Source organism: Micromonospora sp. WMMA1998 (assembly GCF_027497375.1).
Classification (GTDB): domain Bacteria; phylum Actinomycetota; class Actinomycetes; order Mycobacteriales; family Micromonosporaceae; genus Micromonospora; species Micromonospora sediminicola.
This window is the reverse complement of sequence record NZ_CP114911.1, coordinates 6,160,866-6,185,035: the sequence shown is the minus strand read 5'-3', so window position 1 is coordinate 6,185,035 and position 24,170 is coordinate 6,160,866. Positions and strand designations below refer to the sequence as shown.

Below are 24,170 nucleotides of genomic sequence, written 5' to 3'. Positions count from 1 at the left end.
TCCACACCGGACGCAGGTTGAGCTGCGGAAACATACTTCAACGCGCCCACATAGACGTCATCGCCGCACGCATCAGGCAAATCCCTCCACAGTGCGGTGGAGGTGGCGGGAAAGGCGATGACCGACACGGGCGACATCACGGCGGTGGGCGACACGGGCGGCGACCGGGCCGGGCCGCAATCGCATTTCTTACCGGCACACGGGAATTGGCCGAACGTGCCGCCCCGGCCACCGAACGCATCGACTGCCGACACGATTCGGGGATCGGCGGGTGAAGATCGACGGTGACATGATGGGCGAGGTTCCCATCGAGGAATCCTGATCTTTTCCCACCATCCGGCTGACCGCACGGTTCGGCGCGGCGGCTGCCCGCGCCCGGACGCGGCCACCTCACGGCCGGGCAGCGACGAAGGCGGAGGCGATGACGGACGTCCTGCGGACCCGGCGACCGGTGCCCGCCCCACCGGCACGGCCCGACTCCGACCGGCCCGCGCCGGCCACGGCCGCCCAGCGCCAGATGTGGCAGTTGGACCGACTCGACCCGGGCTCGGCCGCCTACCTGGTGCCGCTGGCCTACCGGCTGCACGGCCCGCTCGACGTGGCGGCCCTGTCCGCCGCGCTCGACGACCTGGTGGCCCGGCACGCGGCGCTGCGCACCACGCTCGCCCGGCCGCAGGCACACGCCGGCCAGCCGACCGGGCCGGGCGACGACGATCCGACCCGGGTCGTCCAGGTGGTGCACGCGCCGCGCCCCGGGCTGCTGCGGGTGCACGACCTCAGCGGGCTGCCGAGCTGGCAACGCGACCGGGAGGTCGAGGCCCGACTGCGGGCCGCCGCGCGCGACCCGCTCGACCTGGTACGCGGACCCGTGCTCCGGGCCGACCTGCTGCGGTGTGCGCCGGAGGAGCACGTGCTCCTGCTGACGGTCCACCACGTCGCCGTCGACGAGTGGTCGCTGGGCATCCTCCACGAGGAGTGGGAACGGCTCTACGCCGCACACCGCGCCGGGGTGCCGGCCGGACTCGACCCGGTCACGCACGACTGCCGCGACCACGCGCGGCGGCAGCGGGACTGGCTCGCCGGGGCGGAGGCGGCCGAGCAGCTCGACTACTGGCGCGGGCAGCTCGCGGGCGCCCCGGCGGCGCTGGACCTGCCCGCCCGGGGGCCACGCCCGGCCGTGCCGTCCGACGCCGGCGCCACGCTGAGCGTGCCGCTGGACGTACCGGCCGAGGCGCTGGCCGCGTTCTGCCGGCAGGCGCGGGTGTCGCCGTACATGGTGTTGCTGGCCGTGCTGCACGTGCTGCTGGCCCGGTGGACCGGCGAGCGCGACGTGGTGGTCGGCACGCCGGTGGCCGGCCGGCGCGGCCCGGAGACGCGACAGCTCGTCGGCCTGCTGCTCAACACCGTGGCGATCCGCGCCCGGCTGGACGACGACCCGTCCTTCGCCACGCTGCTGGAGCGGGTACGCACCGCGGTGCTGGACGCGCTGAGCCGGGAGGAGCTTCCCTTCTCCACGGTGGTGCAGACGCTGCGCCCACCCCGACGGGCCGGCTTCAGCCCGCTGTTCCAGGTGATGTTCGTCCACGGCCGGGAGGCGACCCCGCCCCGCCTGGACGGTCTCGAGGTCAGCGCCGTGGAGGTGCCGCCCGCCACCGCGAAGTTCGACCTCACCGTGGCCGTACGGGAGAACGAGCAGGGTCTGCGGACCGTGCTGGAGTACCGCACCGAGCTGTTCGACGACGACGCGATGGCCCGACTCGCCGGGCACTTCCAGACGCTGCTGGCGTCGCTGCTCGCCGACCCGGGGGCGCCGGTCGGCTCGGCCGCGATGCTCACCGCCGGGGAGCACCGCCGGCTGGTCGAGGAGTGGAACCGCACCGCCACCCCGGACGAGCCGGACGAGCTGGTCCACACGCTGATCGAGGAGCAGGCCCGGCGTACCCCCGACGGGGTGGCGGTGACCGACGGCGAGGCCGCGCTGAGCTACCGGGAGCTGCACGACCGGGCCGAGTCGCTGGCGGAGACGCTGCGCGGCCGCGGCGTGGGCGTCGGCAGCCTGGTCGGGGTGCTGCTGCCGCGCGCGGCGCCGTTCACCGTGGCGGTGCTGGCGGTGCTGCGGGCCGGCGCCGCCTACGTGCCGCTGGACCCGGCCAACCCGCCCGCCCGGCTGCGCCACCTGATCGGGGACACCGCCGCCGCGGTGGTGCTCACCTGCGCCGAGCTGGCACACCTCGTACCCGGGGACGTGGCGCTGCTGGTGCCGGGGCCGGCGGAGCCGGTGCCGGCGGCGCAGTCGGTGCGCGGTGGCGGGCCACGACGGCGGGCGCGTCGCCGGCCCACGCCGTCGGCGGACGAGCTGGCCTACGTCATCCACACCTCCGGTTCGACCGGCCGCCCCAAGGGCGTGATGGTCACCCACCGGGGCGTGGTGAACTACGTGCGCTGGGCCGCGCAGGCGTACCGGCTGCGGCCGGGCGACGTCGTCCCGCTGCACTCCTCGGTCGGGTTCGACCTCACCGTGACCAGCCTGCTGGTGCCGCTGGCGGCCGGCGCCACGGTCCGGATGATCGGCGAGCACCTCGGCCCGGCGGCGCTGGGTGAGGCGCTGCGCGACACCACCACGCCGTTCGGCCTGGTCAAGATCACTCCGGCCCAGTTGGAGCTGGTCACCCACCAGCTGCGCCCGGACGAGCTGGCCGGGCGGACCCGGTGCTTCGTGATCGGCGGCGAGAACCTGCGCGCCGACCAGCTGGCGCCGTGGCGGCGGCACGCGCCGGAGACCACGCTGGTCAACGAGTACGGCCCGACCGAGACGGTGGTCGGCTGCGCCGCGTACGAGGTGGAGCCGGGCACGCCCGAGAACGGTTCGGTGCCGATCGGCCGGCCGATCGCCAACACCACGCTGCACGTGCTCGACGCGTGGGGCAACCCGGCGCCGGTGGGCGTGGCCGGCGAGCTGTACGTGGGCGGCGCCGGGGTGGCGCGCGGCTACCTCGGCCAGCCGACCGTCACGGCCGAACGGTTCCTTCCCGACCCCTTCGCCGAGACGCCGGACGCGCGGCTGTACCGCACCGGCGACCTGGTCCGCCGCCGGCTGGACGGCGTCCTGGAGTACCTGGGCCGCACCGACCGGCAGGTCAAGGTGCGCGGCTACCGGGTGGAGTGCGGTGAGATCGAGGCGGCGATCCGGCGGCACCGGCCGGACGTCGACGTGACCGTCCAACTGCGCCACGACGACCCGGCCGACCCCCGGTTGGTCGCGTACCTGGCCGGCGGCGACGGAACCGGTCCGGCGGACCTGCGGGCCGCGCTCGCCGCCGAGCTGCCCTCCTGGCTGGTGCCGGACGCGTTCGTCCGGCTCGACGCGCTGCCGCTGACCGGCAACGGCAAGGTGGACGTCGACGCGCTGCCCGCGCCCGGCCCGGCGGCGGCCACCGCGCCCGCATCCCCGCGACCGGCCGCCGCCGCCGGAACCGAGACCGTCGAGCCGGTCCCGCCCGTCCGGTGGGACGGCGACCGGGTACGCCTGGAACGGCTGGTCGCCGAGGTGTGGCGCGACGTGCTCGGCGTCGACGAGGTGGGGCACCGGGACAGCTTCTTCGACCTCGGCGGGCACTCGATGCGGCTGCTGGCCGTGCTCGACCGGCTGCGCGCCCAACTCGGTGACGTGCTCACCGCCACCGACCTGTTCCGCCACCCCACCGTCGAGTCGCTGGCGGCGTACCTGGTCCCGGTGACGACCGGGGCGGAGCCGGGACCCGCGCCGCAGGCCCCGCCGCGCGCCGGCGCCGCGGTGGCCGCCGGCCCGGCGGAGGCGCTCGTCGCCGTCGTCGGCATGGCCTGCCGGTTCCCGGGGGCGCGCACGGTCGCCGAGTTCTGGGCCAACATCCGCGACGGGGTGGAGTCGGTCCGCGAGTTCACCGTCGAGGAGATGCTCGCCGACGGCGCGGACCCGGCCCGGATCGACGACCCGGCGTACGTGCGCGCCGGCACCCACCTGCCCGGCATCGACGAGTTCGACGCGGCGTTCTTCGGCTTCACGCCCCGGGAGGCGGAGACGCTCGACCCGCAGCACCGGCTGCTGCTCGAGTGCGCCTGGCACGCCCTGGAGCACGCCGGGCACGACCCGTCGCGGCACCCCGGCCGGGTCGGCCTGTTCGCCGGCTCGGGCCGCAGCTCCTACCTGCTCGACCACCTCAACGGCCGGCCGGAGCTGACCGGCGCGCTCAGCGAGCACCAGATCTCCCTCGGCAACGACAAGGACTTCCTGCTCAGCCGCGTCGCCTACCAGCTCGACCTGACCGGTCCGGCGGTCACCGTGGCCACCGCCTGCTCGACCTCGCTGGTGGCCGTGCACCTGGGCCGGCAGAGCCTGCTGGCCGGCGAGTCGGACGTGGTCCTGGCCGGCGGTGTCAGCGTCTTCCCGGCCCAGCGGCGCGGCTACCTGCACCACGACGGCGGCATCTACTCCCCCGACGGGCACTGCCGGCCGTTCAGCGCCGACGCGCGCGGCAGCATCGAGTCCAGCGGCGTGGGCGTGGTGGTGCTCAAGCGGCTGGCCGACGCGGTCGCCGCCGGCGACACGGTCTACGCGGTGATCCGCGGCTCGGCGATCAACAACGACGGGGCCCGCCGCACCGGCTACACCGCGCCGGGCGTCGCCGGGCAGGTCGAGGTGATCAGCAGCGCGCTGGCCGCCGCCCGGGTGGATCCGCGCTCGGTGGGCTACGTGGAGGCGCACGGCACCGGCACCACGCTCGGCGACCCGATCGAGGTGGCCGCGCTGACCGAGGCGTTCCGGCGCGGCACCGACGAGCGCGGCTTCTGCGCGCTCGGCTCGGTCAAGGCGAACATCGGCCACACCGACGCCGCGGCCGGGGTGGCCGGCCTGATCAAGACCGTGATGGCGCTGTGGACGCGGACGCTGCCGCCGACGATCAACGTGGACCGTCCCCACCCGGGCATCGACTTCGCGTCCGGCCCGTTCCGGCTCGACGGCACGGCCCGGCCGTGGCCCGGCGACGGTCCGCGTCGGGCCGGGGTCAGCTCGTTCGGCATGGGCGGCACCAACGCGCACGTGGTCCTGGAGGAGCCGCCGGCGCCGCCGGTCGCGCCGCCGACCCCGCCCGCGCCGGGGCCCCGGCTGCTGACGCTGTCGGCGCGTACCCCGGCCGCGCTGGAGAGCGCCACCCGGCAGCTGCGCGACCACCTCGACGCCCACCCCGGGGTGGCGCTCGCCGACGTGGCGGCGGCGCTGGGCCGCCGGGCGGCGATGCCGCACCGCCGGTACGTGGTCGCGGCGGACCGCGCCGACGCGGTGGCCGCGCTCGACGCCCCGCAGCGCCGCCTCACCGGCGTCCACCCGGGTGGCCGGCGCACGCTGGCGTTCGCCTTCCCCGGGCACGGCGCCCAGCACGTGGCGATGGGCGCCGGGTTGTACCGGGCCGAGCCGGCCTACCGGGCCGTGGTGGACGAGTGCGCCGAGCTGCTCGGCGGGGACCTGGCCCGGGACCTGCGGGCCGTGCTCTGCCCGGAGCCGGGCGGGCACGCGGCGGCGGAAGAGCTGCTGGCCCGCCCCCGGCTGGTGCAACCGGCGCTGTTCGTGACCGGGTACGCGCTGGCCCGGACGCTGCTGGCGCGCGGCGTCACGCCGGACGTGATGGTCGGCCACAGCCTCGGCGAGTACGTAGCCGCCTGCCTGGCCGGGGTGTTCTCGCTGGACGACGCGCTGCGCCTGGTGCGGGTCCGCGGCGAGCTGGTGGACCGCACGCCGGTCGGCGCGATGCTCGCGGTCGCGCTGCCCGAGTCGGCGGTGACCGCGCTGCTCGCCGAGGGCGTGTCGCTGGCCGCGGTGAACGCCCCGCAGCTGTGCGTGGTCTCCGGCGACCCGGCGGCGGTCGGCCGGGTGCGGGAGCGGCTCACCGCCGACGGGGTCGTCTGCCGCCCGCTGCGGGTGGCCCGCGGCTACCACTCGGCGCTGCTCGACCCGGTGCTCGACGAGTTCGCCGCGCACGCCGCCCGGGTCCGGTACGCCGAACCCGAGCGCCCCTACCTGAGCAACCTGACCGGCGGTCCGGTCACCCCGGGGCTGGTCACCGACCCGGCGTACTGGGTGCGGCACCTGCGCGAGCCGGTCCGCTTCGCCGCGTCGGCCGCGTTCCTCGCCGAGCAGGACGCGACGGTGGCCGAGGTGGGGCCCGGGCACGCCCTCGGCGGCCTGGTCCGGCTGGCCGGGCTGCGGCCGGCGCAGGCGGTGGCGATGATGCGGCACCCCCGCGCCGAGGCCGACGACGTCGACACGCTGCTCGACGCGGTGGGCCGGCTCTGGCTGACCGGCGTGCCGGTCGACCGGGAGCGGTTCCCCGGCGACGGGGACCGGCGGCTGCCGTTGCCCGGCTACCCGTTCGAACGGCACCGCTACTGGATCGCGCCGGCGCCCCGCCCCGGCGCGGTCGCCCCGACGCCGCTCGCGACGCCGGCCGAGGCACCGGTGGCCGCACCGGCGGACACCGGCAACCGGCCGGAGCTGGGCACCGCGTACGTCCCGCCGGCCACGCCCGCCCAGGAGTGCGTGGCGGAGATCTGGTCGGACCTGCTCGGCATCCGGCCGGTCGGCGCGCACGACGACTTCTTCGCGCTGGGCGGGCACTCACTGCTCGCCACCCAGGTGGTGGTGCGGCTGCGGGACCGCCTCGGCGTCGCGGTGCCGCTGGAGACGGTCTTCGCCCGACCCACCGTCGCGGGTCTCGCCGCGGCGTTGCCCGCCGGCACGGCCCCCGTGACCTCCGCGCCCGCCGAGGACGGCGCCGCGGCCGGGTCCGCGACCGGGGCCGGCGGCGCGGCAACGCCACCGGCGCCGGTCGCCCCGGCGGCGGCGGCGCTCGCGCGCATCCCCCGCGCCGATCCGGACGCCGGGCCCGCGCCGCTCTCCTCCGGGCAGCACCGGCTGTGGTTCCTCGACCAGGCATACGCGCAGAACGCCTACACCGTCGGCACCACGCTGCTGCTGGAGGGCGCGCTCGACCGGGACGCGCTGCGCACGGCGCTGGCCGGGCTGGTGCGCCGGCACGAGGCGCTGCGGACCGTGTTCCCGACCGGGCCGGACGGCGACCCGGTGCAGCGGGTGCTGCCGGCCGGGCCGGTGGAGCTGCCGGTCGTCGAGGCCCCGGCGGAACCGGACACGTCGGCGCCCGTCAGCATCGTCGAGCCGGCCGTGGCCGAGGCGGTGCCCCGCTGGGTCCACGCCGCCCTCGCCGCCGACGTGCGGCGACCGTTCGACCTGGCCACCGGCCCGCTGTTCCGGGCCGTGCTGCTGCGCGTCGCCGACGAGAAGCACGTGCTGTCGCTGACCATGCACCACGCGGTCTCCGACGGCTGGTCGCTGGGCGTGGTGGCCCGGGAGGTGGCCGCCGGGTACGCCGCCGCCCGCGCGGGACGGCCCGACCCGCTCCCCGAGCTGGCCGTCCAGTACGGCGACTACGCGCGCTGGCAACGCGACCGGCTGGCCGACCCGGACAGCGCGGACCTGCGGTACTGGCGCGCGCAGCTCGACGGGGTGGCCGCCGTGCTGGAGCTGCCCACCGACCGGCCCCGCCCGCCGGTGCAGACGTTCGACGGCGCGGTCCGCACGCTGGTCCTGCCCCGGGAGACCGCCGACCGGCTGCGCCGGTTCAGCCAGGAGCACGGCGCCACGCTGGCGATGACGCTGCTCGCCGCGTACAAGGCGGTGCTGTGGCGCTGGACCGGCCAGCGCGACGTCTGCGTCGGCATGCCGGTCGCCGGCCGGGTCCGGGCCGAGCTGGAGCCGATGGTCGGCTTCTTCGTCACCATGCTGCCGCTGCGCACCGTGCTCGACGGCGAGTGGACCTTCACCGAGCTGCTCCGGCAGGTCCGGCGCACCGCGCTGGGCGCGTACGACCACCAGGAGGTGCCGTTCGAGCGGCTGGTGGACCTGGTCGACGCGCCCCGGGACCTGAGCCGCAACCCGCTGTTCCAGGTGATGTTCAACCTGCTCAACGTGCCCGAGCAGCGGGACGTGGACGCGGCCGGGGTGCGGATGACCCCGTTCGCGGTGGAGCCGGGCATCGCCCAGCAGGACCTGGCGCTGTACGCGTACGAGGTGGCCGAGGGGCTGCGGTTCCGGCTGGAGTACAACACCGCGCTCTTCGACGCGAGCACCGCCCAGCGGATGATCGGCCACCTGGACACGCTGCTCGCCGCGGCGGTCGCCGACCCGGGCGCCCGGCTGGCGGAACTGCCGGTGCTGACCGCCGCCGAGCTGGCCCGGTTCGCCGAGTGGAACGACACCGCCACGCCGGCGGCGTGGGACGCCGCGCCGGACCGGGTGCCGACCCTGGTCGACCTGTTCGCGCACCAGGTGGCCACGAACCCGGACCGGCCGGCCGTGACGTTCGGCGGGACCACGCTCAGCTACGCCGCGCTGGACGCCCGGGCCAACCGGCTCGCGCACCGGCTGCGCCGGGCCGGCGTCGGGCCGGACGTACCGGTCGCGGTCTGCCTGCCCCGCTCGGCCGAGCTGCCGGTCGCGCTGCTGGGCGTGCTGAAGGCGGGCGGCGCGTACGTCCCGGTCGATCCGGAGTATCCGGTGGAGCGGCAGCGGTACGTGCTGACCCACAGCGGCGCGACGGTGCTGGTCACCGACGCGGCCCTGGCCGACCGGTTCGCCGGCTTCGCCGGCGCGGTGGTGACCGCCGGCACGGCCGACGGGCCGGACACCGCTCCCCCGGTGACGGCCGGGCCGGACCACCTGGCATACCTGATCTACACCTCCGGCTCGACCGGCCGGCCCAAGGGCGTCCGGGTGACCCACGGCGCCGTGGTCAACACGCTCGCCGCGATGCGCGAGCGGCCCGGCCTGACCCGCGACGGCACCATGCTGGCAATGGCCAGCTTCGCCTTCGACATGTCCGTGCCGGAGCTGTTCCTGCCGCTGGTGGTCGGTGCCCGGATGCTGCTGGTCGACCGGGACGTCGCCTACGACGCGGCCCGCCTGGCCGCGCTGCTCGCCACCGAGGGCGTCACGCTGGCCCAGGGCACGCCGACGACTTGGCGGCTGCTGATCGAGTCGGGGTGGACCGGCACACCCGGGCTGACCGCCGTCTGCGGCGGCGAGGCGGTGCCCGCGCCGCTGGCCCGGCAGCTGGCCGAGCGGGTCGACGCGCTGTGGAACCTGTACGGGCCGACCGAGGCCGCCGTGTGGGCCACCATGGACCGGATCACGCCGGACGAGACCCGGCCCACGATCGGCCGTCCGATCGGCAACATGCGGGCGCTCGTGCTCGACGCGCGGCTCGCTCCGGTGCCGGTCGGCGTGCCGGGCGAGATCTACCTGGGCGGGCCGGGGCTGGCCCGGGGCTACCACGACGACCCGACGCTGACCGCCCAGCGCTTCGTGCCCGACCCGTACGGCGACGGGCGGCTCTACCGCACCGGCGACCTCGGCCGCCGGCTGGCCGACGGGCGGATCGAGTTCCTCGGCCGGGGCGACTCGCAGGTCAAGGTGCGCGGGTTCCGGATCGAGCTGGGCGAGATCGAGGCGGTGCTGCGCCGGCACGACGCCGTCCGCGACGCGGCAGTGGTGGTCCGCGAGGACGCGGGCGAGAAGTCCGTGGTGGCGTACCTGACCCTGACCGGCGGCCCGGAGCCGGACCCCTCCGGCGAGGTGAGCGCCGACTTCACCGCCGACCCGGCGCCGTGGCGGGCGTTCGTGCGCACCTGGCTGCCGGACTACATGGTGCCGTCGGCGTTCGTGCCGCTGGACCGGATGCCGCTCAACGCCAACGGCAAGGTCGACCGGTCGGCCCTGCCCGCGCCCCGCCGCGAGCGCGCCGAGGTCGGCGCCGGCACGCCGGACACCCCGCTGCGGGAGGCGCTGGCGCGGCGCTGGGCGGAGGTGCTCGGCTACGAGCGCGTCGGCATCGACGACGACTTCTTCGACCTGGGCGGCGACTCGTTCCGCGCGATCAAGGCGCTGGCCGGCACCGACCCGGCGATCAGCGTGCTCGACCTGTTCCGGCACCCGACCATCCGCGGGCTCACCGCGCACCTGGCCGAGACCGGCGGTTCGGCCGGCCGGCTGCTGCACGAGCTGACCCCGGCCCGGCCGGGCACGCCGACCACGCTGACGCTGCTCTGCGTACCGTTCGGCGGCGGCAGCGCGATCACCTTCCAGCCGCTCGCGGACGCCCTGCCGGCCGGGGTGTCGCTGTACGCGCTGGAACGTCCCGGGCACGACCTGAACCGCCCGGACGAGCCGATGCTCGACCTGGACGAGCTGGTGGACCGCTGCGTGGCCGAGGTGGTCGGGCAGATCACCGGCCCGGTGGCGGTGTACGGGCACTGCGTGGGCGGCGCCGAGGCGGTCGAGCTGGCCCGCCGGCTGGAGGCGGCCGGCGTCGAGGTCACCGGCGTGGTGATCGGCGCGCACTTCCCCGCCCCCCGGCTGCCCGGCCGGGTGTTCGGCTGGCTGCGCCGGTGGTTCCCGGTGGAGCGGTGGGCGTCGAAGCGGCGCACGCTGGAGTCGCTGCGCGCGATGGGTTTCTTCACCGAGGTCTTCGACGAAGCGGAGAAGGACTTCGTGATGCGGGTGGTCCTGGCCGACTCGGCCCGGGGCGAGGACTACTACACCGACGTCTACGCGCGGGGCCTGCCCCGCAAGCTGTCCGCGCCGCTGGTCTGCGTGGTCGGCAGCGGCGACCGGGCCACCGAGCTCTACCAGGAGCGCTACCTGGAGTGGGAGTTCTTCGCCGACCGGGTGTCGCTGGCGGTGATCGAGGGCGCCGGCCACTACTTCGCCAAGCACCAGCCGGCCGAGCTGGCCGACGTCATCCTGGCGCACTGCGCCACCACGCCGGACGGCGCCACCACCGGACCCGCGCCGGACGGCGCCAGCGCCGGACCCGCGCCGGACCACGCCAGCACCGGACCCGCGCCGGCGACGCCGGCCACCGCCGGAACCGCGCCGGCGGACGCGGCCCGGCCCGCCGCCGTGCCCGCAAGGGCACGGGCGGCCCGGACCGCCACGGCTCCGGCGGACGTCCCAGCGCGGCGGACGGCGGCCCCCAGCCTGGCGGTATTCTACCTGGTCGCGATCGGTCAACTGGTCTCGCTGATCGGCAGCGGCCTGACCGCGTTCGGCATGGGCCTGTGGGTCTACCAGCGGACCGGGTCGGTGTCGCTGTTCGCCACCGCCACCGTGCTGGCGCTGCTGCCGGCCGTGGTGCTCTCCCCGATCGCCGGCGCGCTGGCCGACCGGTGGGACCGCCGAAGAATCATGGTGCTCGCCGACTGCCTGGCCGCCACTGGCACGGTGAGTCTCGCGCTGCTGCTCTGGTTCGGCCAGCTACGCCTCTGGCACATCCTCACCGCGATCACCGTCACCGCCGTGGCCACCGCGTTCCAGCAGCCCGCCTACCAGGCGGCCGTCACCCAGCTGGTGCCCAAGCGCTACTACGGGCGGGCCAACGGCATCGTCTCGCTCGGCACCGCCACCAGCACCGTGCTGGCGCCGCTGGTGGGCGGCGCGCTGGTGCTCGCCGTCGGGCTGCGCGGCATCGTGGTGATCGACCTGGTCACGTTCGCCGTGGCGGTGACCGTCACGCTGTCGGTCCGCTTCCCCGACACGCTGTTCGTCCGGCGGGAGGAGCCGTTCCGCCGCGAGGTGCTGGGCGGCTGGCGGTTCATCGTCCGCCGGCACGGGCTGGTCGCCCTGGTCGTCCTGGTGGCGTCGCTGAACTACTTCTTCGCCATGGTCGAGGTGCTGGTCACCCCGCTCACGCTCTCCTTCGGCGACCCGGCGGTGCTCGGCCGGGTGCTCGCCGCCAGCGGCGTCGGCATGGTCGTCGGGTCGGTGCTGATGGGCGTCTGGGGCGGCGCCGCCCGGCGGACCACCGGCATCCTGGCCAGCGTCGTGCTGCTCGGCGTCTCGCTGCTCACCGTCGGGCTGCGGCCGGACCCGCTGTTCCCCGCCCTCGGGCTGTTCGGCATGGGCCTGGCCACCGCGCTGGTGAACACGCACTGGCTGGCGATCGTGCAGGCCAAGGTGGGCCTGGAACTCCAGGGGCGGGTGCTGGCCATGGCGCAGATGCTGTCCTGGCTGATGGTGCCGGCCGGGTTCCTCAGCGCCGGCCCGCTGGCCGAGCACGTGCTCGCCCCGCTGGCCCGGCCGGACGGCCCGCTCGCCGGGCTGGTCGGCACCGGTCCGGGGCGCGGCATGGCCCTGGCCGCGATCCTGGCCGGTCTCTGCGCGCTGGCGCTGGCCGCCGGCGGCATCGCGTACCGGCGGATCCGGCGCCTGGAGGACGAGTTGCCGGACAACGACCCGGGCAGCGTCGTGCTCGCCGACAAGGACCGCATCCAGGAGGAGGCGGACCGCCGCCTCGCCGCCGTGGGTGGTTCCCGATGAGCGCGCCCACCCGGCCTGCCGGACCGACCCGCCGCGCCGCCACCCGGCGGGCCGGTGGCGGCAGCGCCACCGTGGACTGTCTGCACCGGATGGTCGGCGCCCAGGCGGCCCGGACCCCGGACGCGGAGGCGGTCCGGCACGGCGACGCCACGCTCTCCTACCGGGACCTGGACGCGGCGGCGAACCGGCTGGCCCGGGTGCTGCTGGCGCGCGGCGTCGGTGTCGGCGACCGGGTCGGCGTCTGCCTGCCGCGTACGCCGGAACTGGTGGTCGCGCTGCTGGCCGTGCTCAAGGCCGGCGCCGCTTACGTGCCGCTGGACCCGGCGTACCCGGCGGCCCGGGTGGCGTTCATGACCGCCGACTCCGGGGCACGGCTGGTGCTGACCCGGGCCGACCTGACCGACCGGTTCGCCGGCCCGACCGTGCTCGTCGACCGGCTCGACCCGGACGGCGACCGCACCGACCCGGCGACGCCGGTCACGCCCGGGGACCTGGCGTACGTCATCTACACCTCCGGATCCACCGGGCGACCCAAGGGCGTCGCCATCGAGCACCGCTCGGCGTCGGTGCTGCTGCACTGGGTCCGGCAGACGTTCGACGACACCGAGCTGGGCGGGATGCTCGCCGCCACCTCGGTCTGCTTCGACCTGTCCGTCTTCGAGATCTTCGGCCCGCTGGCCTGGGGCGGCCGGGTGGTGCTGGTCGACGACGTGCTGGCGCTGGCCGCGCCCGACGCGGACCGGCTGCCGGTGACGCTGGTCAACACCGTGCCTGCGGCCATGGGCGAACTGCTCACCGCCGGGGCGCTGCCGCCGGGTGTGCGCACGGTCTGCCTGGCCGGCGAGCCGCTGACCGCCGCGCTGGCCGCCCGGGTGTGGGCCCGTCCGCACGTCCGCCGGCTGTGCAACCTCTACGGCCCGTCCGAGGACACCACGTACTCGACCTGGGCCGAGGTGCCGCGCGACGGCGATGACCCGCCGATCGGCCGGCCGCTGCCGGGCACCCGGGCGTACGTGCTCGACCCGGAGGGCCGGCCGGTGCCGCCCGGCGAGGCGGGCGAGCTGTACCTGGCCGGCGCCGGGTTGGCCCGGGGCTACCTGGACCGGCCGGCGGAGACCGAGGCCCGGTTCCGGCCGGACCCGTTCCGCCCGGGCGAGCGGATGTACCGCACCGGGGACCGGGTCCGGCTGCGCCCGGACGGGCAACTGGCCTACCTCGGCCGGTTGGACGACCAGGTGAAGCTGCGCGGCTACCGGATCGAGCTGGGCGAGGTGGCCGCCCGGCTCGCCGCGCTGCCCGGCGTACGCGAGGCGACCGCCGCCGTCCGGCCCGGCCCGAGCGGGGACCCGCTGCTGGTCGGCTACCTGGTCGGCGAGCGGCGCGACGACGTCCGCACCCGGCTGGCCGAGGTGCTGCCCGGGCCGCTCGTGCCGGCGGCCGTGGTCTGGCTGGACCGGCTGCCCACGCTGCCCAACGGCAAGGTCGACCGGGCCGCCCTGCCCACTCCGAAGCTCGGAGGTGACCCGGACGGCAACGGTCCGGACGACGGGACGCTCGGCCCGACCGCCGTCGCGGTGGCGACGGTGTGGCGGGAACTGCTCGGGGTGCCGGTGACCGGCCCGGACGACGACTTCCTCGCGCTCGGCGGCGACTCGCTGCTGGCGGTCCGCTGCGCCACCCGGCTGGCCGCCGCCACCGGCCGCCCGGTACGCCCCGGCGACCTCTTCGCCCACCCGACACTCGCCGCGCTCGCCGCCCACCTCGACGCGCCGCCCACCCCGGACGCCGACCTGACGGGTACGCCCGACGGCAGCGGCGCGGACCCGGCCGACGTCGTCGCCGCGGACCCGGCCGACGGCACCCCCGCGGGCCCGGCCGACGGTGTGACGGCGACCGGCGGGCCGGACGGGGGCGGGCCGGCGCCGCTCTCCCCCGCGCAGCGGCGGTTCTGGTTCCTGCACCGGCTCGACCCGGCCGACACGTCCTACCTGCTGGCGTTCGCGGTCCGCTTCGCCAGCCCGCTGGACCCGGAGCGGCTGACCCGGGCGCTGCACCGGGTGGTCGACCGGCATCCCGCGCTGCGCACGGTCCTGCCCGCCGGGCCGGACGGTCCGGTGCAGGTGGTGCGGCCCGACGCCGGTCCCGCTCCCGCCGTCGCGCCGCCGGACCCGGGCGCCCCGCTCGACGGGCGGCTCGCCCGGCTCGCCGCCGAGGTCACCCGTACCCCGATGGACCTGGCGGTGGGGCCGCTGCTGCGGGCGTGCCTGCTGCCCGACGCCGCCGGCCGGGCCGAGGCGTTGCTGCTGGTCGTGCACCACGCCGTCGCCGACGACTGGTCGTTCGGGGTGCTGGTACGCGACCTGGCGTCGGCCTACGACGACCCCGACGCGCCGCCCGGTGAGCCGGCGCCCGGACCGGCCGCCGTCGCCGCCGCGCAGCGCGCCTGGCTGGCCGGGCCGGCCGGACGGCGGGCCGTCGACGAGTTCCTGCGCGAGCTGCACGGCGCCCCCACCGTGCTCGACCTGAAGGAGCCGCGGGGACCCCGCTCACCGCGTCCGGGGACCCCGCTCGACGGTCGGGCGCTGCGGACCAGCGTGGGCCCGGCGACCGCGACGGCGGTACGCGAGCTGGCCCGCGCCCACCGGGCCAGCCTGCACATGGTCGGGCTGACCGCGTTCGCCGCCCTGCTCGGCGCCGCCACCGGCCGGGACGATTTGCTGGTCGGCGTCGCCTTCGCCGGACGCACCAGCGTGGCCGCCGAGCAGAGCGTGGGCTGCCACGTCAACACGCTGCCGCTGCGCCTGCGCCCGGCCCCCGACCGCACGTTCGCCGACCTGCTCGCCGAGGCGCGGCGGGTCACCCTGTTCGCCGCCGCCCGCCAGGACGTCCCGTTCGACCTGCTGGTGGAACGGCTGAACCCGGCCCGCCGGCCGCACCGCAACCCGCTCGTCCAGGTCGCGTTCGGGGTGCAGAACGCGCCGCCGGCCCGGCACCGCAGCGCCGTCGGCGGCGAGTTCACCGGCGTGGAGCTGACACCCGACGCGGCCCGTCTCGACCTGACGCTCTGGCTGGACGACCGGCGGGACGGGCTGGCGGCGCTCTGGACCTACCGCACCGACCTGTTCGACCACGACGGGGTGGCGACGTGGCACCGCCGCCTCACCGCGCTGCTGCGCGCCGCCGCCGTCGACCCCGGGCGCAGTCTGGCCGACTGCGTCGACACCGCTGGGAGTGAGAGATGACCGATCAGACCCGGGTCGCACGGCCCGTATCCCGTCGCGGGCGGGACCGGAACCTGGTGGACGTCCGGCCGGACTGGCCCGGCGGCCCGCTGCCGGCACTGGTTCGCGCCAACGTCCCCGACGTCGACCTGGCCGGCTGGCTGGCCGGGCACCGCGCCGAGGTCGACGAGCTGGCCCGCCGCGCCGGCGCGGTGCTGTTCCGCGGCTTCGCCGTGGCCGGCGCCGACGACTTCCGCACCGTGATGGCGGCGCTCTCCGGTGACGTGCTGTCCTACGGCGAGCGTTCCTCGCCGCGCAGCCGGGTCACCGAGGGCGTCTACACCTCCACCGAGCACCCGGCCGACCAGCCGATCGTGCTGCACAACGAGCAGTCGTACACGGTCACCTGGCCGCTGCGCATCGTGTTCCACTGCGAGGTCGAGCCGGCCGCCGGTGGGCGTACGCCGCTGGCGGACAGCCGTCGGGTGCTGGCCCGGCTGCGCCCGGAGACAGTCGCCGAGTTCGAGCGCCGTGGCGTGCTCTACCGGCGCAACTACCTGCCCGGGATCAGCCTGAGCTGGCAGACCGCGTTCCAGACCGACTCGCGCGCCGAGGTCGAGGCGTACTGCGCCCGCGCAATGATCGACGTGGAGTGGGTGGGCGAGACGCAGCTTCGCACCCGGCAGGTCCGCCCGGCGGTACGGCGGCACCCGGTCACCGGCGAGCGGACCTGGTTCAACCACGCGCTGTTCTTCCACGTCTCGTCGCTGCCCGAGGACGTCAGCGCCGGGCTGCGGGCCGCGCTGGCCGAGGAGGACCTGCCCTACCAGACCGCGTACGGGGACGGCACGCCGCTGCCGGACGAGGTGCTGGCCGAGCTGCGCGCCGCGTACGCCGCGGAGACCCGTTCCTTCGCGTGGCGGCAGGGAGACGTGCTGCTGGTGGAGAACATGCTCGCCGCGCACGCCCGGGAGCCGTTCACCCCGCCCCGGCGGATCCTCACCGCGATGTCCGACCCGGTCGCCGCCCCGGAGCTGACCGGCGCCCCGACGGGTGCGGCGTGAGCGCCCCGGGGCCGCGTCGGCGCGGCAGCGGTGGCGCGGTCGCCGCGCCGGTGACCCGGCGCACGCTCGGCGCTGACGACTTCGTGCTGCTGGTCGAGGCCGCCGTGCCCGACCTCGACCTGGCCGGCTGGCTCGCCGGGCGGCGGGCCGAGCTGCTGGCCGACCTGGACCGGCACGCGGCGGTGTTCTTCCGCGGGTTCGACGTGCGCAGCGCCGACGACTTCGGGCGCGCGGCCCGGGAGATCGGCCCGGAGCTGCTGGGCTACCTGGAGCGGGCCGCGCCCCGGCACGAGGTGGCGGACAAGGTGTTCACCTCGACCGAGTTCAACGCCGCCCAGTGGATCCCGCTGCACCACGAGATGTCGTACTCGCACAACTGGCCGACGCACCTGTTCTTCTACTGCGCGCAGCCGGCCACCGGAGACGGCGGCGCGACCCCGCTGGCCGCCGAGCGGGTGATCACCCCGCTGATCCCGGCCGAGGTGCGGGAGCGGTTCGCCCGCGACGGCGTCCGCTACGTACGCAACTACGGACCGCACCTGGACCTGCCCTGGCAGGAGGCGTTCCAGACCACCGACCGGGCGGAGGTGGAGGCGTACTGCGCCGCCTCGGCGACGGAGTTCACCTGGCTGGGCTCCGACGGGCTGCGGACCGTGGCGCGCCGGCAGGCGACGGCGACGCACCCGCGTACCGGGGAGACGGTGTGGTTCAACCACGCCCACCTGTTCCACGTCTCGAACATGCCGCCCGAGGTGGCCGGCGCGTTGCTGCGCGAGTACGGCCCGGAGGGGCTGCCGCGCAACGCCTACCACGGCGACGGCGAGCCGATCGCCGACGAGGTGGTCACCGGCATCCGCGAGCTGTACCGGCAGCACGCCCTCTCCGTGCCCTGGCGGCGCGGCGACGTGCTGGTGGTGGACAACTTCCTGGCCACCCACGGCCGGGAGCCCTTCACCGGCGACCGGCAGATCCTGGTCGCCATGTCCGACCTCTACGTGAACCGGAGTGTGCTGTGAACGGTTACCGTCTGTCCCCGGTCCAGCGGCTGGCCTGGTCCGGCAAGCAGGACCTGGTCCGGGCGCGGGTCCAGCTGGACCGGCCGCTCGACCCGGCCCGGTTGCAGGCCGCCGTCGACACGGTGGTGGCCCGGCACGAGGCGCTGCGGCTGACCCTGGTGCACCACCCCGGGCTGCGGGTGCCGTTGCAGGACGTGGACGACGACCGTACGGTCACGGTCGGCGCGCAGGGCGAGCTGTCGGTCACCCTCACCGACGACGCGGTGGAGCTGGCCGCCACCCCGCTGATCGCCGACCCGGCCGGCCTGCGCCTGGTCCTGGCCGACCTGGCCCGCGCCTACGCCGGTGACCTGCCGCCGGCCGACGAGGAGGCGTTGCAGTTCCTCGACGTCACCGAGTGGCAGGTGGAGGAGCGGGAGGCGGCCCCGGCCGCAGCGCCGGGAGCGTCGGCCGCGCGGCTGGTCGAGCCGCACGGGGACGACCCGGTCGCCACGGTCACCGCGACGCTGCCCGCCGCCGAGCTGGCCGAGGTCGCCCGCGTCGCGGACGTACCCGTCGGCACGGTGCTGCTCGCCGCCTGGGCGCTCGCGGTGGCCCGGCGGGCCGAGGCGCCGGACGGGGTCGAGGAGGCGGACCTGGTGCTGGCCCGCTGGCACGACGGCCGGCACGCCGAGGGCACCGCCGGCGTGGTCGGCCCGCTGGGCGGCTACGGACCGCTGCGACTGGCGCTGCCGCTGCCGGCGGAACCCGCCGCGCTGCTGGCCGCCGTCCGCGCCGCCGAGGCGGTCGCCGACGAGACGTTCCACCTGGTCGACCCGGTCGACGAGAGCACCGGCGCGGTCGCCGGGTTCGCGCTGGAGCCGGCCGTCGCGCCGGCCGTGGTGGCCGGGCTCGGCGGCACGTCGGCGGACGTGCCCGTCCCGCCGGCGCCGGCCGGGCCGCGGCTCACCGTGGGCACCGGCGGGGACCGGGTGACGCTGCGGGTGACCGGCGGGCAGTGGCTGCTCGACTCGGTGGTGGCGGTGCTGCGCAGCCTGCCGGCGGCGCTGGCCGGCGACGCCCCGCTCGCCGTGCTCGGCGCCGGGGAGGCCGGGTGGCTGGCCGAGGCCGGCGGCACGGTGGGCGCGACGCCGGGGCGTACCCTCGTCGACCTGATCGACGCGGGCCTGGCCGGGATGGACCGGGGCGCCACGGCGGTGTCGGCGGCCGACGGCGCGTACCCGGTCGATGAGCTGGACCGCCGCGCCGCGCGGGTGGCCGCGGCGCTGGCCGCGCGCGGCCTGGCCGGCGCGCCGGTGGGCGTGCTCGCCGCCCGCTCCCGGGACACGGTGGTGGCGTTCCTCGGCGTGCTGCGCGCCGGCGCGGTGTTCGTGCCGCTCGACCCGGACGCCCCGGCGCCGCGCCTGACCGCGCAGCTGCGCGCGGTCGGCGCCGACTGCGTGGTCGGCGTCGGCGGCCCGGCGACGGTGTCCGTCGAGGACCTGGTCGCCGCCGGCGGCGCGACGCCCGCGACCGCGCCGGCCCCGACCGACCCGGCGTACGTCATCTTCACCTCCGGCTCCACCGGCACGCCCCGCCCGGTGCGGGTCTCGCACGCCGCCGCCGCGCACCTGGCCGGCGCGCTGGAGGCGACCGTGTACGCGGGCAGCCCGCCGGGCCTGCGGGTGGCGGTGAACGCGCCGCTGACGTTCGACGCCTCGGTGAAGCAGCTGGTGCAGCTCGCCCACGGCCGCTCCCTCTACCTGGTGCCCGACGACGTGCGCCGCGACGGTGCGGCGCTCGCCGGGGCGTTGGCCGAGCACCGGGTGGACGTGCTCGACCTGACCCCCTCCCAGCTGCGCATCCTGCTCGCCGGCGCGGGCGACGCCCGGTTGCCCGGGTTGCTGCTGCTCGGCGGCGAGGCGGTCCCCGGCGACCTGTGGTCGGCGGTGGCGGCGCGCCCCGGCGTGCGCGCGGTCAACCTGTACGGCCCGACCGAGTGCACGGTGGACACCACCGTCGCGGAGATCCACGCGGACGAGCCGCCGACGATCGGCCGGCCGCTGCCCGGCGTCGCGGTCCGGGTGCTGGACGAGCGGCTGCGCCCGGTCCCGCCCGGCGTGGCCGGCGAGCTGTGCGTTGCCGGACCGCAGCTGGCCGAGGGCTACCCGGGCGACCCGGAGGCGACCGCCCGCCGGTTCGTCGCGCTGCCGCTGCCCGCCGGCGGCGCCGAGCGGGTCTACCGCACCGGTGACCGGGTCCGCTTCGACGCCGAACGGCGGCTGCGCTACCTGGGCCGGCTCGACGACCAGGTGAAGATCCACGGCTTCCGGGTGGAGCCGGGCGAGGTCGCCGCCGTGCTGCGCGACCACCCGGGGGTGGCCGACGCCGGCGTGGTCGCCCGCGACGACGACGGGTACGGCGCCCGGCTGGTCGCCTACGTCCGGCCGCGGTCCGGGTCCGCCCCGCTCGACCTCGGGCGGGTGACCGGGATCAACCCGCACGAGACCCGCTACCTGTACGACGAGATCTTCGTCCAGCGGGTCTACCTGCGCGACGGGATCACGCTGCGTCCCGGCGCGACGGTGCTCGACGTGGGCGCGAACATCGGCATGTTCTCGCTCTTCGTGCACCAGGTCTGTCCGGACGCGACGATCCACGCGTTCGAGCCGGTGCCGGCCGTGGCCGACGCGCTGCGCCGCAACGTCGCCGAGTTCGGCGTGCCGGCCACGGTGCACGCCCACGGGCTGTCCCGGGCCGATGGCGAGGTCTCCTTCACCTACTACCCGGGCTACTCGATGATGTCCGGCCACGCCGCGTACGCCGACCCGGACGCCGAGATCGGCGTGATCAAGCGGTACCTGGCCAACGAGCGCGACGCCGGCGCCGGCGAGCGGGACGTGCTGCTCGACCGGGCCGACGAGCTGCTCGCCGAGCGGTTCGCCGGCCGGGAGCTGACCGTGCCGGTCCGGCCGCTGTCGGCCGTCCTCGACGAGCTGGCCCCGCAACGAATCGACCTGCTGAAGATCGACGTGCAGCGGGCCGAGGCGGACGTGCTCGCCGGGCTGGACGACCGGCACTGGCCGCTCGTCGCGCAGGTCGCCATGGAGGTGCACGACGCACCCGGCACCGCGACGGCCGGCCGGCTGGCCGAACTGGTGGCGCTGCTGGAGGCGCGCGGGTTCACCGTGGTCACCCGACAGGACGACCTGCTCGCCGGCACCGACCGGCACACCCTGCACGCGGTCCGCCCCGAGTACGCCGCCGGCGCGAACGCGACGCCCGCCGAGCCCGCCGGCCCGGCGTCCCCCCACAGCGTTCAGGAGTGGCTCGCACAGCGGCTGCCGGCGCACCTGGTGCCGGCCGCCGTGGTGGTCCTCGACGAGCTGCCGCTGACCCGCAACGGCAAGCTCGACCGGGCGGCGCTGCCGGCGCCCCGGGTGGAGCGGCCGGCGGACGACCCGGCGACGGCACCGGCCAACCGGGCCGAGGAGATCCTGGTCGAGGCGTGGCGCGAGGTGCTCGGCGTGGCCTCGTTCGGCGTCACCGACAGCTTCTTCGCGCTCGGCGGCGACTCCATCCGCAGCATCCAGATGCAGGTCGCGGCGCAGAAGCGCGGGTTGTCGTTCCAGCTCAACGACATCTTCACCCACCAGACGATCCGGGAGCTGGTCGCCCACGGCCGGATCACGCTGGACGGCCTCGTGCCCGAGCCCGCCGCCCGGTTCTCCCCCGTCGGCGCGGCCGACAAGTTTGCGCTCGTCGGCGCGGCCGACCGGGAGCTGCTGCCGGACGGGCTGGCGGACGCGTACCCGATGACCGCGCTCCAGCTCGGCATGGTCTACCACGGCGAGTTGACCGGTGACCCCGCCGTCTACCACAACGTCACCGCGCACGAGGTGGCCGCGCCGCTCGACCCGGCGGCGCTGCGCCGCGCGCTGACCGTCCTGGTGGACGCCCACCCGGTGCTGCGCACCGGCTTCGCGCTCGGCGCGTACGCCGAACCGCTGCAACTCGTGCACGAGCGGGTGCCGGTCGACCTGCCGGTGACCGACCTGTCCGGCCTGGACCCGCAGGCCCGCCGCGACCGGATCGACGCGCTGGTCGCCGAGGAACGTCTCCGCCCGTTCGACCTCACCCGGCCGCCGCTGCTGCGGCTGCACGCGCTGCGCGCCGACGGGGACACGTTCACGCTGCTGGTCGCCGAGCACCACGCCGTCCTCGACGGCTGGAGCCTGCACCTGTTCCTCACCGACCTGCTCGACGCGTACGACCGGGAGCGGGCCGGCACGTCGGCCGCCGCCGATTCGGGGCTGCCGTTCCGGGAGTACGTGGCGGCCGAGCGGTCGGCCCTGGCGGACCCGGCGACCCGGCGGTTCTGGCGCGACGGCGCCGGCGCCGCGCCGCCGTTGCTGGTCGGCGGGGCGCAGCCGAGGACCACCACCACCCAGCGGGTGCCGCTGCGGGCCGGCACCACCGAGCGGGTGGCCGCGGTGGCCCGGGACGCCGGGGTGCCGGTCAAGTCCTGGCTGTTCGCCCTGCACCTGCGCCTGCTCGGCGAGCTGGCCGGCCGGGACGACGTGGTCAGCGGCCTGGTGGTCGGCGGGCGGCCCGAGGGGGAGGGCAGCGACGCCACGCTCGGGTTGTTCCTCAACACGCTGCCGGTGCGGGTCGCGCTGGGCACCCGGTCGGTGGCCGAGCTGGCCGCCGAGGCGTGGCGGGCCGAGCGGGAGCTGATGGGCCACCACCGCTTCCCGCTGGCCGAGATCGTCCGGGTCGGCGGCGCGGGCCCGCGCTTCGACCACTTCTTCAACTGGACACACTTCCCGGCCCGGCCGGCCGGCACGGGCAGCCGCATCGTGGACAGCCGGGGCGTCACCGTGGACGTGGCGTTCAGCCTCGCCGTCGACGCCGAGCTGGACGCCGGCCGGCTCGGGCTGATGGTCCAGTACGACCACCGGCACGTGCCGGCCGAGCGGGTGGACGCGCTCGCCGACGGCTTCCGCCGGCTGCTGGCCGCCGACCCGGCCGCGCCGCTGCCGGCGGTGGCGTCCCCGGCGGCCGGCGGGGACGCGCGGCAGCGGTGGGCGGACCGGGTGGCGGCGGCCTGGCAGGAGGTGCTCGGCGCCGCGCCGCGCGACCCGGCGACCGACTTCGTCACCGCGGGCGGCGACTCGCTGCGCGCGCTGCGTCTGGTCACCGTGCTGCGACAGCGCCACGGCAGTGACCTGACGCTGCCCGAGTTCACCGCGCTGGGCAGCTACCGGGCGCTGGTCGACCGGGTGGCCCGCGGATGACCGGGTTCGGCACGATCGCGGTGCACGGCGACGACGGCCTGGTTCCGGGCGGGTCGGTGGCCCCGCCGATCGTGCAGAGCGCGACGTTCAGCGCGGAGTCCGACGAGCGGTTCACCGAGATCGCCACCGAGGCGCGGGGCAGCGCGTTCTACACCCGCTACGGCAACCCCAACCACGCCCAGGTGGCCGCCGTGGTCGCCGAGCTGGAGGGGGCGGAGACCGGGTTGGTCACGGCGTCCGGGATGGGCGCGATCAGCACGGTCGCGCTGGCCCTGCTCGCCGCCGGCGACCACGTGGTGGTGCAGCGCAGCACCTACGGCGGCACCACGTCGCTGGCCACCGGCCTGCTGGCCCGCTTCGGCGTCACCTGCACGTCTGTGGACCAGACCGACGCGGATGCGTTCGCCCGGGCGCTGCGGCCGCAGACCCGGCTGGTGCTGCTGGAGACGCCGAGCAACCCGCTGCTGGAACTGACCGACCTGGCCGCCGTGGTGGCGACCGCGCACGCGGCCGGCGCGCTGGTGGTGGTGGACAACACGTTCGCCACCCCGGTCAACCAGCGTCCGCTGGACGCCGGGGCGGACCTGGTGTGGCACAGCGGCACCAAGTTCCTCGGCGGGCACTCGGACGTGTCCGCCGGGGTGGTGGTCGGCGGCGCGGAGCTGATCGAGCGGGTGTGGCGCACGGCGATCGTCACCGGCGCCACGCTCGGCCCGGTCGACGCCTGGCTGTTGTTGCGCGGCCTGCGCACGCTGGCGCTGCGGGTGCAGCGGCACAACGCCAACGCGCTCGCGCTGGCCGGGGCGCTGGAGGCCCACCCGGCGGTGGCCCGGGTCCGCTATCCGGGGCTGCCGTCGCACCCCCAGCACGCGCTGGCCCGCCGGCAGATGACCGGCTTCGGCGGGGTGCTCGGCGTCGAGCTGGCGGCCGGGCGGGCCGGCGCGGCGGCGCTGCTGGCCGGGCTGCGCCTGGGCAAGCGGGCGGCCAGCCTCGGCAGCGTCAGCACGCTGGTGGTGCACCCGCGCTCGATGTGGGCCGGCATCGTGGACGCCGAGCAGCTCGCCGCCGCCGGGATCGGCGCGGGCCTGGTCCGCGTCTCCACCGGCATCGAGGACACCGACGACCTGGTGGCCGACTTCCGGACCGCGTTGGAGGGGGTGCCGGCCTGA

Annotated in this window: 6 protein-coding genes; all 6 read left to right on the top strand. The window is 76.6% G+C overall.

Annotation, left to right across the window (positions count from 1 at the left end):
• The first annotated feature begins 421 nt into the window (after nucleotides 1-421).
• The 6 genes from O7600_RS28845 to O7600_RS28820 are packed head-to-tail and all read left to right on the top strand — an operon-like array spanning nucleotide 422 to nucleotide 24,170.
• Nucleotides 422-12,424 (top strand): non-ribosomal peptide synthetase/type I polyketide synthase, encoded by a 12,003-nt coding sequence (locus tag O7600_RS28845; protein WP_281591506.1) that lies wholly within the window; start codon nucleotides 422-424, stop codon nucleotides 12,422-12,424.
• A complete protein-coding gene (locus O7600_RS28840; protein WP_281591505.1) occupies nucleotides 12,421-15,666 on the top strand; it encodes an amino acid adenylation domain-containing protein in 3,246 nt (1,081 codons plus the stop codon). Before O7600_RS28845 ends, O7600_RS28840 begins: the two co-directional genes overlap by 4 nt.
• Nucleotides 15,663-16,709 carry a TauD/TfdA family dioxygenase gene (locus O7600_RS28835; RefSeq protein ID WP_281591504.1) on the top strand — a complete coding sequence of 349 codons (1,047 nt, stop codon included), beginning with the start codon at nucleotides 15,663-15,665 and terminating at the stop codon, nucleotides 16,707-16,709. Before O7600_RS28840 ends, O7600_RS28835 begins: the two co-directional genes overlap by 4 nt.
• Nucleotides 16,706-17,725 carry a TauD/TfdA family dioxygenase gene (locus tag O7600_RS28830; RefSeq protein WP_281591503.1) on the top strand — a complete coding sequence of 340 codons (1,020 nt, stop codon included), beginning with the start codon at nucleotides 16,706-16,708 and terminating at the stop codon, nucleotides 17,723-17,725. Before O7600_RS28835 ends, O7600_RS28830 begins: the two co-directional genes overlap by 4 nt.
• Entirely contained in the window at nucleotides 17,722-23,001 is a 5,280-nt protein-coding gene (locus O7600_RS28825; RefSeq protein ID WP_281591502.1) for a non-ribosomal peptide synthetase, read from the top strand. Before O7600_RS28830 ends, O7600_RS28825 begins: the two co-directional genes overlap by 4 nt.
• Nucleotides 22,998-24,170, top strand: a complete 1,173-nt coding sequence (locus O7600_RS28820) for an aminotransferase class I/II-fold pyridoxal phosphate-dependent enzyme (RefSeq protein WP_281591501.1) — start codon at nucleotides 22,998-23,000, stop codon at nucleotides 24,168-24,170. The genes O7600_RS28825 and O7600_RS28820 overlap by 4 nt, the downstream gene beginning before the upstream one ends.